Origin of the sequence: Streptomyces sp. NPDC048603 (assembly GCF_043199475.1) — a bacterium.
Taxonomy (GTDB): Bacteria; Actinomycetota; Actinomycetes; order Streptomycetales; family Streptomycetaceae; genus Streptomyces.
The window spans coordinates 165332-178936 of sequence record NZ_JBICVY010000006.1; the positions used below are offsets into that span (position 1 = coordinate 165332).

Annotated in this window: 14 protein-coding genes and 1 pseudogene; 4 read left to right on the forward strand and 11 right to left on the reverse strand. The window is 70.2% G+C overall.

The window, feature by feature from the left end; translation table 11 throughout:
- Positions 1 to 99: 99 nt before the first annotated feature.
- The 6 genes from ACGFQ9_RS16335 to ACGFQ9_RS16360 form a co-directional block, all read right to left on the reverse strand.
- Positions 100 to 1374 carry a S8 family serine peptidase gene (locus ACGFQ9_RS16335; protein ID WP_393574456.1) on the reverse strand — a complete coding sequence of 425 codons (1275 nt, stop codon included), beginning with the start codon at positions 1372 to 1374 and terminating at the stop codon, positions 100 to 102.
- A gap of 223 nt (positions 1375 to 1597) precedes the next feature.
- Complete coding sequence (locus ACGFQ9_RS16340) at positions 1598 to 3265, reverse strand: serine/threonine-protein kinase (RefSeq protein WP_393574457.1); 1668 nt, start codon at positions 3263 to 3265, stop codon at positions 1598 to 1600.
- Positions 3266 to 3426: 161 nt separating this feature from the next.
- The gene (locus tag ACGFQ9_RS16345; RefSeq protein ID WP_393574458.1) at positions 3427 to 5622 is read right to left on the reverse strand and encodes a hypothetical protein; all 2196 of its coding nucleotides are present in this window, start codon (positions 5620 to 5622) and stop codon (positions 3427 to 3429) included.
- Positions 5619 to 6335, reverse strand: a complete 717-nt coding sequence (locus ACGFQ9_RS16350) for an ABC transporter ATP-binding protein (protein ID WP_393574459.1) — start codon at positions 6333 to 6335, stop codon at positions 5619 to 5621. Before ACGFQ9_RS16350 ends, ACGFQ9_RS16345 begins: the two co-directional genes overlap by 4 nt.
- Before the next feature lie 107 nt (positions 6336 to 6442).
- On the reverse strand, positions 6443 to 6796 hold the full coding sequence (locus ACGFQ9_RS16355) for a hypothetical protein (RefSeq protein WP_393574460.1): 354 nt from the start codon (positions 6794 to 6796) through the stop codon (positions 6443 to 6445).
- A gap of 305 nt (positions 6797 to 7101) precedes the next feature.
- On the reverse strand, positions 7102 to 7626 hold the full coding sequence (locus ACGFQ9_RS16360) for an ATP-binding protein (protein WP_393574461.1): 525 nt from the start codon (positions 7624 to 7626) through the stop codon (positions 7102 to 7104).
- Between the two features lie 305 nt (positions 7627 to 7931).
- Here ACGFQ9_RS16360 and ACGFQ9_RS16365 point away from each other — a divergent pair, with 305 nt between their 5' ends.
- The 3 genes from ACGFQ9_RS16365 (at position 7932) to ACGFQ9_RS16375 (ending at position 9524) form a co-directional block, all read left to right on the forward strand.
- Positions 7932 to 8783, forward strand: coding sequence for a helix-turn-helix domain-containing protein (locus ACGFQ9_RS16365; RefSeq protein WP_393574462.1), 852 nt, complete (start codon positions 7932 to 7934; stop codon positions 8781 to 8783).
- Between the two features lie 11 nt (positions 8784 to 8794).
- Entirely contained in the window at positions 8795 to 8986 is a 192-nt protein-coding gene (locus tag ACGFQ9_RS16370) for a hypothetical protein (RefSeq protein ID WP_393574463.1), read from the forward strand.
- Between the two features lie 121 nt (positions 8987 to 9107).
- Complete coding sequence (locus tag ACGFQ9_RS16375) at positions 9108 to 9524, forward strand: hypothetical protein (protein ID WP_393574464.1); 417 nt, start codon at positions 9108 to 9110, stop codon at positions 9522 to 9524.
- A gap of 141 nt (positions 9525 to 9665) precedes the next feature.
- Here ACGFQ9_RS16375 and ACGFQ9_RS16380 read toward each other — a convergent pair whose 3' ends face one another.
- The gene (locus ACGFQ9_RS16380) at positions 9666 to 10676 is read right to left on the reverse strand and encodes a quinone oxidoreductase family protein (RefSeq protein ID WP_393574465.1); all 1011 of its coding nucleotides are present in this window, start codon (positions 10674 to 10676) and stop codon (positions 9666 to 9668) included.
- A gap of 249 nt (positions 10677 to 10925) precedes the next feature.
- Between ACGFQ9_RS16380 and ACGFQ9_RS16385 the strand changes: the two genes are divergently transcribed.
- The gene (locus ACGFQ9_RS16385; protein ID WP_393574466.1) at positions 10926 to 11498 is read left to right on the forward strand and encodes a GNAT family N-acetyltransferase; all 573 of its coding nucleotides are present in this window, start codon (positions 10926 to 10928) and stop codon (positions 11496 to 11498) included.
- Between the two features lie 13 nt (positions 11499 to 11511).
- On the opposite strand, the pseudogene ACGFQ9_RS16390 reads toward ACGFQ9_RS16385, so the two are convergent.
- The 4 genes and pseudogenes from ACGFQ9_RS16390 to ACGFQ9_RS16405 all read right to left on the reverse strand — a co-directional run bounded on the left by ACGFQ9_RS16390 (position 11512) and on the right by ACGFQ9_RS16405 (position 13372).
- Positions 11512 to 11911 (reverse strand): annotated as a pseudogene (locus ACGFQ9_RS16390) (GNAT family N-acetyltransferase).
- Positions 11912 to 12072: 161 nt separating this feature from the next.
- The gene (locus tag ACGFQ9_RS16395) at positions 12073 to 12333 is read right to left on the reverse strand and encodes a CAP domain-containing protein (protein ID WP_393574467.1); all 261 of its coding nucleotides are present in this window, start codon (positions 12331 to 12333) and stop codon (positions 12073 to 12075) included.
- Between the two features lie 83 nt (positions 12334 to 12416).
- On the reverse strand, positions 12417 to 12710 hold the full coding sequence (locus tag ACGFQ9_RS16400; protein WP_393574468.1) for a hypothetical protein: 294 nt from the start codon (positions 12708 to 12710) through the stop codon (positions 12417 to 12419).
- A 20-nt stretch (positions 12711 to 12730) separates the two neighbouring features.
- Positions 12731 to 13372, reverse strand: coding sequence for an OmpA family protein (locus tag ACGFQ9_RS16405; RefSeq protein WP_393574469.1), 642 nt, complete (start codon positions 13370 to 13372; stop codon positions 12731 to 12733).
- Positions 13373 to 13605 lie beyond the last annotated feature (233 nt).

Consider the following 13605-nt stretch of genomic DNA (forward strand, 5'->3'; position numbering starts at 1 on the left):
ACCACCGCCTCCCGCCCCGCCGGGTGGCGTCAGCACCGCGCCCGGCCGGGGCTGAGCCGGCCGGGCGCTGGTCTGGCTGGTTCCGCTCGGGGCGCGGGGTCAGCGGCGGAAGCCGCGGACTCCGCGCGGGCTGCCCAGACCGCTGGGCAGGTCGTAGCCGAGGCCGGCGGAGAAGGCGCCGGCGGTGCCCCGGTCGATGTCCCAGAACGCCCGGGGGTTGGCGTAGGGGTAGGAGGCGGGGCGGTCATTGGGGCCGGGGGTGCCGGCGAGGGCGAACATGGATGCGACCAGCGGTGCGGCGACGCTCGTGCCACCGGCGATCAGCCAGCCCGACGGCCCCACCGGTGGGGGAGTCGTCGTGTAGATGGCGATGCCGGTCAAGGGGTCCGCGACGGCGGAGACGTCCGCGTTGGTGCGGCAGTTGCAGAAGGCGCCCTGCCACGGCGGCTTCGGCTGGAACGCGGAGAATCCGCAGCCGGAGCCGGACCAGGCGGTCTCGTACCAGCCGCCCGGGCGGTTCTGCTGCGGACCGGGAATCGGGAACGGCTGGTTGAGGCGGGTGCCGCCGACTCCGGTGACGTACTGGGAGATGGCGGGCCAGTTGGTGACGCCACCGGTGTTGCCGGAAGACCCGACGAACGCGACCCCGGGGAAGTCGAAGTAGACCGGGTCGATGACCGGCTGGATGTTGTTCTCCCCGTCGCCCCAGCTCATGGAGATGTACTTGGCCTGCGGCGTGTTGTCGTCGAAGCGCGTACGGGCCACCTGGACGGCGGTGAGCAGGTCACCGATCGTGTCGCTGGCGGCTTCGACGAGCACGATGTTGCAGGCGGGGCAGGCCGCGCTGACAGCGTCGATGTCGATGGCGGCCTCCAGCGCCCAGCCGGCGTCGACGGGCGGCTGGTTGCCCGTCGCGAAGACCTGGTCGAAGCAGCCGTTGGCCGTGGTGCACGGCGGCAGGCCGTACGTGCTGCGGTAGGTGGCCAGGTCGGCCTCGGCGGTCGGGTAGTGGAAAGCGGTGACGAGTGCCACGGTCCGGCCCCGGCCGGCCCCGAAGGGCAGCTGGTAGGCGCTGCGGATGTCGCGAGGGCCGAGGCCCTCCGGCAGGGTGCCCGGGGCCAGGTTCCGGACCGCCGGCAGGTCCGTCCGGATCAGGGACGAACAGGCGGCCCGGCCGGGCTTGGGCGAGCACACCGGCTTCGACGTCCCCTGCTTCTTCTCCGCCCCGGGTCCGGGGGCAGCCGGTGCCGTGACCGACTGCTGTCGGTCCCCGGGCTCGGCCGCCCGGGCCTGTACGGCGCCGGGCGCGAACGCCAGACTCGCCAGCAGGGGTACGGCCCCCAGCAACAGCCTCAGTACGCGCACGGGACGCATGGCCCTCCTCGACAATCGGGACCTCCCGGTATCCCGGCCCGGACGCGGCACGTCGCCGTCCGTCGCACGGGCGGGGCCGGCGGATTCGCCCCACATGATCGGCGGGGCAGGGCCCGGCAACCCCGAGTCGACACCACGACGGGACACCCAATGCCGTAACGGACTCACCTCGACGGCCCACCGCAGCGACGGGTCCGGGGCCGGGGGACCTCCGTCGGCCGGTTCAGCGGGGCACAGCCCTGATCGCTGCCCTGGCCACGTCCTTGACCGTCCGGTCACAGTCCGACTCGGCCAGCATGCTCACCGAGACCGCCAGGTTGTCCTCGCGGACCACGAGCGTGCACTTCCAATCGCCGCCGGGATCGCTCCAGAACGCTTCGTCACCGAGGCCGATGCCCGCCCCCTCCTTCCGCCAGCCCCCGGCCTCGCGGAAACCCTCCAGCCGGGCCGCCGCGTCACGGACCGCGCCCGCACCGAGATTCGCCTCCCACCGGACCACCGCTGACTTCGTACGGAAAACCGTCTGCACCTCGTACCAGCTGCACTGCGTCTGCGCGAAGCCGGAAGTCTCGGTGTGGAAATCGTCCGTCGATTCCCGGCCCACCAGCGGCAGCGTGGCTGTCAGCTGCCCACAGGCCGGCAGGCCGTTGTACGGCTCGGCATCGGTTCCCCGAGTCAGGCCGTACACCGCGTACGCGGTCGCTCCGAGCACACCGGCAGCCACCAGCGCCGCGGTCCGCCGCCGGAGGAGCGCCGGGCGCGGCGGTGTCGGGTGCCGGAGGGCGGCGACCGGCGGGGTGCCGCCGCGCTCGGGGGTGCCGCGCTCGGGGGTGGCGGCGGGCTCGGGTACGGGTCCTGGCGCAGGCGCAGGCGCAGGCGCAGGCACAGGCACAGGTATAGGTATAGGTACAGGTCTGGGTGCAGGCCCGGTTACCGGCTCGGCCACAGGCTCGGCCGCCGTGAGCAAAGGCTCCGGCTCGGGCGCGGAATCCGGCACCGGAACCGACTCCGATACCTGTTCCTCGGGCCGCTCGGACACGTCGGTGTGGCCCGGGCCATGGCCGAGCAGACGGTCGATGGCGGCCCGCTGCTCGGCGATCATCCGGTACACGGCCGACGGCCAATGCCGCCCGGCCGGGGCGACCGGCCCGAGGAGCTCCAGCAACTCCGCCGGGGACGGCCTGGCCAACGGATCCTTGGCCAGGCACCGTTCCACGATCCCCCGCAGCCCCGCCGGCACGGCACTCAGGTCCGGCTCGGAGTGCACCACGTCGTACAGCGTCTGCAGGGTGGACTCCCGTGCGAACGGGCTGCTGCCCGTCAGCGCCAGGACCAGCACCGATCCGAGCGAGAACACGTCGCTCGCCGCCGTCAGCCGCTTCCCCTCGGCCTGCTCGGGCGACATGAACGCGGGCGAGCCGATCACCCAGCCGGTCCGGGTCAGCCCGGTACTGCCCTCGCTCTCCGCCGTGCGCGCGATACCGAGGTCGATCACCCGCACTCCGTCCTCGGCGAGGAGCACGTTGTCCGGCTTGAGGTCCCGGTGGATCAGCCCCGCCCGGTGGATCTCCACCAGAGCCGACGCCAGCCCGGCCGCGAGCCGGTGGACCACGACCTCGGGCAGCCGGCCCGACTCCACTGCCACGGCACCCAGCGACGGTCCGGCCACGAACACCGAGGCGAGCCACGGCGTCGGTGCGTCCGCGTCGGCCTCCATCACGGCCGCCGTGTAGGCGGCCGACACCTTGCGCGAGGCGGCGACCTCACGCCGGAACCGGGCCCGGAACCCGTCGTCGTCGGCGAACCGGGTCAGCACCTGCTTGACCGCCACGAGCCGCCCGTCCGGCGCCAGCCCCAACAGCACCCGGCCCATCCCGCCCTGGCCAAGCACACCGACCACCCGGAACGGCCCCACGTGCGTCGGGCCCGACGGCCCTAAGCCCTCCATACCGCCCGTCCCCCTCCCCTGGCTGGGGGCTGGATCATACAGAGCACGCTGCGGCGAAGGCAGAGGGCCGACCGGTGGGGGCGACGCGACGTCGAACGACGTGCTCAGTCGGCGCTCGGGCGCCAGGCGGCCTTCTGCCGGGAGGCGGCTGCCGCTCCCCAGATCCAGACCAGCAGAGCGGTGAGACCGGCGCCGGCCCCGATGCCGTACAGCAGGGGCCAGGAGATGTCGAAGTGCTCGTTGCGGTAGGTGCCCGAGGTCAGGGGGGAGGCCAGCCACACATGTGCGACCAGACCCAGCCCGGAGGCCGCGACGAGTGGCAGGAACAGGGAGAAGAAGGAGGCGCTGAAGTAGATCGCCCGCCGGCCCGTCAGGACGCTCAAGGAGTGCATGCGCTGGGCGTACCGGATGAACTCCGAGAGGTTTCCGACCACGATGGAGATCGCGACGACCACGGCGCCGAAGGCTCCGAAGAGCATGAGCCACAGGCTCTTCTCCGTCAGCTCCTTCGCGCCTCCCAGCCACTCGCCCGTGATCGTGGCCACTCGTGGGGAGATGCCGAGATGGGCGTTGGCGGCCTGTTTCACCTCGGGGACGGGCAGGTCCTTCCCGTCGGCGCTCACCAGAAGGATCGAGTTCCCGGTCGGCGTGTCCGTGGCGCGTACGAAGAAGCCGCCGACTCCTCCAAGCCAGTTGGACATCTCATGGACGCGGATGTCGAACGCGGGGTCGCGGGGGTCGACCTCCGTGGCCGTGCCCGAGCACGGGAGCGAAAGCGCCCGGAGCGCATCACAGCGGCCGGTGATCTCCAATGTGCCCTTCGTGTGGTCCATGCCCACACGGAGGTCCCGCACCTGGCTGGGAAGGGCGTCGAGGAAGGGCTTCGCCGAGGGTGTGGTCTCCGGCATCCCCACGAGAAGGACACTCCGGCCCACGCGTGCCTCGGTGTACGCGGCGTCGACCGCCGGCCCCGTCGTGCGGGCGTACCACAGCTGGGTCTGGCCGATGACCACGAAGGCGATCACCACCCCGGCCGTGAGTCGCGCGACCGCGCCGGGCCACGCCGCCATCCAGCGGCCGGCCAGCAGCGCGCCGGAACGTCCGGTGCGGCGGCCCGCCCGGGCGAGCCCGCGTCCGGCGGCCGCGGAGAGCAGGGTGATGACGGAGGGCAGGGTGGCCAGTGTCCCGACGAGCCCGAGAACGTAGATCGTCTGCCGTGCCATCGGGCTGGTGGCCCACTCGGGCCCGCGGATCGCGATGATCAACGCGACCGGGAAGACGTACGGCCACCAGCGCGGCAGCCGCGAGGACGCGGGGCGCGGCCGGGTCTCGTGCCCGTGTCCGCGCTGCGCCGGGTGCGTGAGGACCACGGCGAGGAGGACGAGCAGTCCGCCGATCACCGGCGCGAGGAGCAGCATCGGCCAGGAGTTGCGGGCGTCGACGGATGCGATGGTGAAGTCGACGACCGGCAGGGGCAGATCCGTGCACATCACGGTGATGTTCGCGACGGCGCCGATGAGTGCTCCCGTGGCCGTGGGGACCAGGGCCTCGCCGACGTTCATGGCGGCACGTGCCGGCCGGCCCCCGCCGAGTGCCGTCAGCAGCGCGGTACGCCGGTCGCGTGCGGCGGCGCCGGTACGGGCCGCGGTGATCGCGAGGGCGCCGGCGGGCAGCACGGCCATGAAGAGGAGCACGTTGAGGATCATGAAGACCGGTTCGGGCGCGGTGGCGTCACCGAGGGGGAACGGTGTGTCGCTGCCGTAGCCGGAGATCGGCTGCATCACTCCGGGACCCCCCAGACCGGTGTGCGGGCGGGCGTAGACCAGCAGTTCGCCCGGGGACGTGAGACCGGAGGCTTTGATGACGCCTCCGACGGTCCCGTACCGGCTCTTGATCCCTTCCGCGGCGCCCGCGTCGAGGAGCGCGCCGCTCATGACCGCCTGACCGGGCTCGGGCCACTTCGACACCCCGGGCGGCAGCGGTGCGTCCGGGACCAGGGGCTCGATGTAGACCACCGAGAACGCGGTGCGGTCCAAGAGCTGATCGGTCCGCTCGTTCCACAGGGCCTTGGCCCCGGAGGCCGTCGCCGACTGCGTGAACACCGGGCCGCGGGCCGCCGCCCGGGCGTCCCGGCCCTCGTACGAGGCGAAGACGAGGACCACGGCGGTGACGGTGACGGTCAGGGCGAGGGTGGCGCAGGCGAGGGCCACGGCGCGGATGGAGTCGCCGGCGCGCCGGGCGGCGGAGCCGATGCGGACGAGGTGCCAGCACAGTGCGGCGTTGCTGCGGAGCGAGGTCATGACGCGGCCCGTTCGGTGAGGACTCCGCCGGACAGCGTCCAGGTCCGGTCGGCCCTGGCCGCCACCTGCGGATCGTGCGTCACCACCAGCAGGGCGCAGCCGCGCTGCTCGGGCAGGGAGAAGAGCATGTCGGCGACGCTCTCCCGGTTCGCCTCGTCGAGCGCGCCGGTGGGCTCGTCGGCTAGCAGGAGGGACGGACTGTTGATGAGGGCGCGGGCGACGGCGGTGCGCTGACGCTCTCCGCCGGAGAGGGAGGAGGTGGGCGTGTCCGCCACCGGGACTCCGAGCTCGCCGAGCAACGCGGCCGCCTCGGCGTACGCGGTCCGCCGGGAGGTACCGGAGAGCAGGGCGGCGAGGGCGACGTTCTCCACCGGACTGAGTTCGGGCAGCAGTTCACCGAACTGGAAGACCACACCGACCGTCGTCCGCCGGTGTTCGGCAAGGCGACGACCGCTCAGCCGGCCGATGTCGGTACCCGCGACCCGTACGGCTCCGTCCGCTTTGACGAGTCCCAGGGCGCACGAGAGCAGGGTGCTCTTGCCGCTTCCGCTGGGGCCCATGATGGCTGCGGACTCGCCGGCCAACAACGTCAGGTCGAGACCGTCGAACAGGACGCGATCGCCGATCGAGTGGCGCAGGGAGGCCAGCTCGAGTGCCACGGTCCGAGACGCGTTCCGCCGGGCGGCTCGTGTATCGCTGATTGCTGGTTCCATGTTTCCCTCACTGAAATGACAACGGGGCCACCGCCTGGCGAGTGTCCGGCGGTGGCCCCGTTCGTGCCTCATGCTCTCGGCGTCGTGCCTACGCGCCGATCACGCTGTCAGCGGCTGGAGTCCCAGCTTCCGCACTGGTCCGGAGCCCACTCGATGACCTCGCACGCGCGGAGCTTCCACACGGTGGCACCAGAAGGGCTGGTGACCGTGGTCCCGTTGCCGCTCTTGTTGTGGACGGTGCGCACCTCGTTGTTGCTGGTGCGGTAGTACTGCACGTAGACCGAGCGGTCATCGGCGCGCGTGTCCTTGATGGCGCTGCGCGTGTTGGTGCCGGTGCTGTACGCGTACGCGACACCACGGTGGTTCGAGCTCAGGTCGGCCGCCATGGCCGGGGCCGTGCCCAGCAGAACGCCGCCCGCGAGCAGAACTGCCGCACCTCGGATTGCCGTCTTTCGCTGCATTGCTTCCCCACGTTTTCCGTTGGTCTCCGCTGCGGATGCCGCGGATCGATCTGGTCGGAGAGTGGGTTCCTCCCTGACCAACACAGGGGGTGGGCAAGGTCGTTGTGCAGATCGCCGTCCCCCCCGGCTTGATCACAAGAGAATCACAGATGATCGTTCCAGGCCAAAAAAGTTCTTCCGTCGCGGCAGCTTGATCGCCGTACGGCTTGCTGTCCAGGTATCGGCTTCGGCTGGGGATGGACAACCGGTGGAACAGGATGCCGATACCGGTAGGTGGCGCACCGGGACTCACCGGCCGACCCCGCTCACGGCCGGGGAGACCCCTGGAGTACCGGTCGCGCCGGGGGCCGATGCGGAAGGCTGACCCAGGTCCGGGTGCCGCCGCCGGGCTCCCGGGAGGGCCCGAACCCCCAGTCGCCGCCGTGGTCGCGCACGACGGCGGCCAGGACGCGGAGGGTGGCCCGACGCCGGGCCTCGCAGTGCGCGGCGAGGCGGGGGTGGGTGTGCTCGGTGTGCCCGTCGTAGGCGATCAGACGGAGCGAGCCGTCGCGGAAACGGACCGACAGGTACAGCTCCCCTTCGGGGTCCATCCGCCAGGCGGAGCCGACGAGTTCGGACGCGGCCTGTACGGCGGTTGGCTCGAGCGGGGCGAGCGCGTAGGCGTGCAGCGCGGCCCGTACGGTCTGCCGCGCGACGGCCGCCGCGCGGGGCCCGGCGGGCAGGGTCACGCTGCACGTGAGCAGGTCGGGCGATGCGGGTTGTGGGGTGTCTGCCGAGTCCCGGGCGAGGGGGCACCGGGCGGGGGCGGGGTGGGTGAAGGGAAGGATCATCTTCGGCTCCCAGATGTCATCTGCGGTGACAGCGTTGACGGTTCGGTTCGGAAGCTCGACGCGCACAGGGGCTGACGCGGACCGTTCGTGTGCGGCACGGGCGGCGAGTGTGGCCTGTCTCCCCTCGCACGGACCCGCCCCTCCGGGGGAGGGAGCGTGCGGGCAGGGCCGCGCGATGCACTTCAACTCGCCTTGCGTAAGCGGTGCGCTACTCACTGTAGGGGAAAAGGTGGCTACCGTGCCACCAACTCTTGGCTGCCTAGCCACTCATGGACCCGAGAAGCGGTTAGCGGCAGACTTCCGACATGCCACCAAGGACATTGCCGACGTACCGTCAACGGCGACTGGGGGCCGAGCTGCGCCAACTGCGCCTGAGCGCCGGCCTCACAGCCGAGTTCGCAGCTGGGCTACTCGGCATGGATCGGGGGAAGGTCCCGAACATCGAATCGGGCACTCGGACCATCAGCGTGGAGCGCCTACGCATCCTGACCGCGAACTACGGCTGCACCAACGGGCCTTACGTTTCGGCACTGGCCGCCATGACCGGACGCCGCAAGCGAGGCTGGTGGGACCGATACAGGGATCGGATGCCGGCCGGCTTGCTGGATATCGCAGAGCTAGAGGCGCACGCGTCGGGCATGCGCACCTCGCTGGCCCTGCACATCCCCGGCCTGTTGCAGACCGCCGATCACGCCCTGGCCATCTTCCGGGCCGGCGTACCTGCACTCAGCGAGCAGGACATCGCCCTCCGCGTCGCCTTCCGGCTGGAGCGTCAGGAGATCCTTACCGGGCCATCCGCAGTCACGTACACGAGCCTCGTGCACGAAGCCGCCCTGCGCATGCAGTTCGGCGGGGCCGGGGTGGCCAAGGCGCAGCTTGTGGCCCTGCTCGCGCATGCAGAGCGAGAGAACGTGAACCTGCGAGTCATCCCCTTCACGGCCGGCGCGTTCCCCGGCGCCGGGCAGACGATCCTCTACGCCGAGGGGCCTGTACCCCAACTGGACACAGTCCAGGTGGACAGCACACATGGCCCGGAATTCCTGCACGAGCAGGCCCAGTTGGGGAAGTACCAAGCACACCTGGACTGGATGGAGCGGATCGCGCTCTCACCATCGGATTCCCGCGATCTCATCCGCACGATCAGCAAGGAACTCTGAGGGGAGTCGGCATGCCGGACATCGAGTGGGAAAACCCGTACTGCGCAGAAGGTAACGCCTGCTACCGGATCGGGGTGGACGGGGACGGCAACAGCTACATCGCCGTGGCCGGCCAGGAAGACCGCCCGCTGACCGACAGCAGGGCCGCTCTCCAGGCCCTCATCCGGGACATCAAGGCCGGCAAGGCGGACCACCTGCTCTGAGGCGTGCGGCGAGTTGTGATCAATGGGCGGCAGAGCCCCGCCACTCCGCAGGAAAATACAGTCGTGCAGTCCGCCGGGTATGGGCGAGAATCCATCGGTTCACTCGTGTACCAGGAGATTCATGCACCAGCGTCTGCCCCTGCTCGCCGTCTGTCTTACGCTCACCGCTCTCGGCGCCTCGGCATGCGGCCCGTCCGGTGGCGCTGGGGCGAGTGCCTCGGCGACACCGGCCGCCACGCCGTCCGTGTCCGCATCGGCCGCCCCGTCCGCGAGCCCGTCAGCGGCCCCCGCCGAAGCACGCGGGCTGACAGGACTGTCGGCCAAGCTCTACCTCAGGTCGATCCGGAAGCACTACCCGGATCTGGACCGCATCAACGACGACGTGCTCGTGGCCCATGGCAACGCGCTCTGCCTCGCCTACGGGCAGGCCCTCGTCGATCAGGCCATCAAGACCAAGCAGGAGCTTGAGCTCACCGGGAAGCAGGCCTCGCAGGTCATGGGTACCGCACACGGCAGTTGCGGTAGGGACGAGCTCTAGATGTTCCGTCCCGGGAGGTTGCGGACGGGTGAGCCAGGTCTCGGCTGCTGAGTGCCTGACGCTGTCGGGGATCTTGGCGATGACGGTCGGCCATGCCCTCGACATCTCAGTCTCCAAGATCCCCGACCTCGTCACCCGCGATCAGCTCTGCGTCTCCTCGCGGCGTCCAATAGCGGCCGCATCGGGTACGACGAGCAGCTTGCCGGTGGTACGCCGAGCCTCCAGATCGCTGTGGGCCTGGGCGGCCTCGGACAATGCGTAGCGGCCCGTCACGGTGACCTCAAGCGCCTTGGAGCGCACCCACTCGAACACATCGGCGGCCCGTCGGAGCAGTTCGGACCGATCGGCGATGAAGTCCCCGAGGCTGGGGCGGATCAGGGTCAGCGAACCGCCGTGGGCGAGCCGCATCGGATCAAACGGCGGCACGGCACCACTTGCCGCGCCGAAGAGCACGAGATGGCCGCGGGTTCGCAGGCTGGCGAGGCTCGCATCGAAGGTGTGCGCGCCGACGCCGTCGAAGACAACCGGCAGTCCCTGACCGCCGTTGAGCCGCCTCACCTCGGCTGCGAGATCGTCGACTGCGGAGGAAAGGATCACCTCGGCGGCCCCGGCACGCTTCGCCAGCTCGGCCTTCGCCGCGGTCGACGTCGTGCCGATCACCCTGCCGCCGAGATGGGTGATGAGCTGGGTCAAAAGCAGCCCCATGCCACCGGCAGCCGCATGCACGAGCACCGTGTCGCCCCCCTGAACCGGGTAGGCGTCCTTGACGAGATAGTGCGCGGTCATGCCTTGGAGGAGCACGGCGGCGGCTGTCTCGAAGCCGATGTCGTCGGGCAGCGGCACCAGCCGGGAGGAGTCCACGACGGCCCGCTCGGCATACGTGCCGGGAATCTCCACCCAACCGACCCGGTCCCCGACCGCGACGTCAGCGACGCCGGGTCCGACTTCGACGACCGTGCCGGCGCCCTCAGTGCCCGGGGTGAAGGGCAGCGGGAGGCTGTACCGGCCCTCGCGGTGGTAGACGTCGAGGAAGTTGACCCCGGATGCGGCGACCTCCACGACCGCCTCGCCCGGACCCGGCCGCGGCTGGTCCACCTCGGCCTCCTGCAGCACCTCGGGACCGCCCACTTCGTACACCTGAATCGCTCGCATGACCCTCCAATTAACGGCTCATCCCCCACCAACTCCGTTGATGGCGATCCGATTCCCGGCAAGCAGACCAGCCCGCCGCTTCCGCACCGCCGTACGGCCACCCCCCATAACCGGCGTAGCCTTCGGCAGCTCCACCGCGCGGCGCACGAAATCGACCACCGCCTCCGGATACTCCTCCGGCCACGGGAACCGGCCCATCCGCAGAAATTCGCACCAGCGTCGTCATGGACGTCGTGACATCGTGGCGGCATGACCCTTGAAGTTCGCCCGGCATCGGTGTTCGAGGATGTCCGGGCCCTGGTGGGCCCGAAGTCACCTGGTGCCAACGTCTGCTGGTGTCTGAGCTACCGGATCCCGTCCAAGCTCAACAACGAACTCCGCGGGCCGGCCCGTGGCGAGTACGTCGCCCAACTGTGCCGCACGGAGCCCCCTCCCGGGGTGCTCGCCTATGACGGCGACGAGCCGGTCGGCTGGGCTGCAGTGGCACCGCGGTCGGCCACGTCCTTCGCCCGCAGCCGCACCATCCCGCACGTTGACGAACTGCCGGTGTGGTCGCTGTGGTGCATCCGCGTACGCCCTGGTCATCGTCGGCAGGGGGTCTCGCACGCCCTGATCGTCGGGGCGGTCGAGTTCGCCCGCTCCCACGGCGCACCGGCGATCGAGGCGTATCCCCTGGACAACGGGGACGCTCAGGTGGACACGACGATGGCGTACGCCGGGATCCGGAAGAACTTCGAGCGCGCGGGATTCACCCACGCCGCCGACACCACCTCGGTACTGGCCGGTCATCCCCGGGTCCTCATGCGACTCGACCTGCGCTGACAGGCTGACTCGGCTACGAGCCCAGCGCGGGAACGGTGAACTGCAACTCCGCGCGCTCCCAGGTGACCTTCGGTGGCAACGGAGCGATCGTGCCTACGAGTTCTGCCCCCAAGCGCCGGTAGAACTGCTCTGCCGGGGGATGGGAGACCACGCGTACGCCAGTGAGGCCGAACCTGCGAGCCTCACCCATCATGTGCTCGATCAGGAGTCGGCCGATGCCCAGACCCTGCGCTTCATCCGCCACGAAAGCCAGGTCCAGCTCCGGCGGCTCCACCACCCGTGTAAAAGCCCAGCACCGCGCCGCCCGCATCGACGGCAACGAAGACCTGATGCCGGGCGATGTAGTCCGCCGTGACCTCGTATCCGGAGATGATCGAGGCGTACCGCCCCTGATAGGCGCTGGACTGCTGCATCAGCGAGGTGAGACAGCCTGCGTCAAGGGCGCCGGCGCGCCTGATGGTCGTGTGCTGCACCCACCGAAGTATAGGGGTGCCTACGCTCAGCGACCATTACCATCGCGTTCGAGGCACGGCCCTCACCCGCCGCACCGGCGGCCCTCCGTCAGTGGACGGTTTCACGCAGGCGGCCCGAAGACCTGCACCACGTAGGTGCCGCTGATGCAGACACCGCTGTCGACGTAGCCGGCGGCCGCGATCCGCTGTTCGGGGGAGGAGCCGTCGGAACCGGTGTGGTCGTCCAGGTTGTTCTTGCTCGCGTCCTCCGCGAAGGGCTGGGCGGCCTTGGCGAGTTGCGCGTTCTCCTTCAGGGCCGGGCAGCCGCTCTTCGCGCGTTCGGCGTTGACCAATTCCAGGATCTCGCCCGGCGTGGCGGTCACGCGTACGCCCACTGGATCCGGCCCACGAGTCCAGCGGGAGCGTGCATCCACCGGAGCGGTTCAGGTGCCGGCTGCGGTCGGGGCTATGGAGTCCACTCCGGTGGAATCAGCGTGAAGTTGGGCACCGGCCTTTCGCGCTCCGCGTCGTCCCGGCTCCAGACGTGTCCGGCCTTCGGCCTGATGCCATTGCAGATACTGATTCCGTGGAGGCACGCGCCGCACCAGAGTGCGGCCGAGACCTTACCGTCCGACATCTCCCAGGCTATGAAGATCAGGTTGAGGTCCTCTCGCCCGCACTCCGGGCACCGCCGGCCCGCCAGCGAGGCCGGGCGCTTCCACGCCTCCTCGTAGATGTCCTCCCACTGCATGTAGCTCACCGAACCACCCTTCCGGACAACTACTGCTTGGTCGCGCCTCGGGGGAAGGTGATCTCGACGCGGCGGTTCTTCTTGCGGCCTTCCTCGGTCTTGTTGTCGGCGATCGGGTAGTCCTCGCTGTAGCCGCGGATGTCGAAGGTGACGGAGGGGTTGGTGACCGTCTTGGCCAGCTCGCGCTGGACGGCGTCGGCGCGCTTCTTGGAGAGCACCTTGCCGTGCTCGTAGCTGCCCTGGTCGTCGGTGAAACCGAAGACGCGGACCTGGACCGCCTTCTGCTGGTTGATCTCCTGGCCGATGGCCTGGATGCGGGCGGCGGCCTGGGCGTTGAGGACGTCGCTGTCCTCAGGGAAGAGGACCTCGGCCTGGAGGGCCATCATGACGTTCTGATTGGTCTCCTGGCGCCGCTCCTCACCGCCGAGGTCTTCGACTACTTCGGCGATGTCCAGCACCTTGGGCGCCGCGAGGACGCCGCCCTGAGGCATCTTGAGCCCAGGCGAGTTCGAGTCGATGTTCACCGGGGCGGCGGTGACCGGCTCCGTGCCTGGCGGCACGGAGGGGGCTGGGTCGTCGGCGTATGCGCTGGTGGCGCCGATGAGGTGGGCCCCAGCTATGACCATGCCCGCTATGGCTGTGGCGGCGGCTGTGCGATGGCGTGTGGTCATGGGGTCACCCCGAGATCTTCACGGTCGCTGCGGCGAAGGTAGGGATGCTGAATTCCACCTCAGTGGACGTAGACGGGGGGGCCGGGAACTGGGCAAAGAAGGGCACTTCCTCACCAGCTGCGATGCGTGTCAGCCCCGTCGTGCATAGGCACCTTCCCTCTGTGTCCCGCAGCACGTAGTACCGCTTCTTACCTACTCGATCGACCGCAGTAGCTCCAGCCACCGATGCCGGG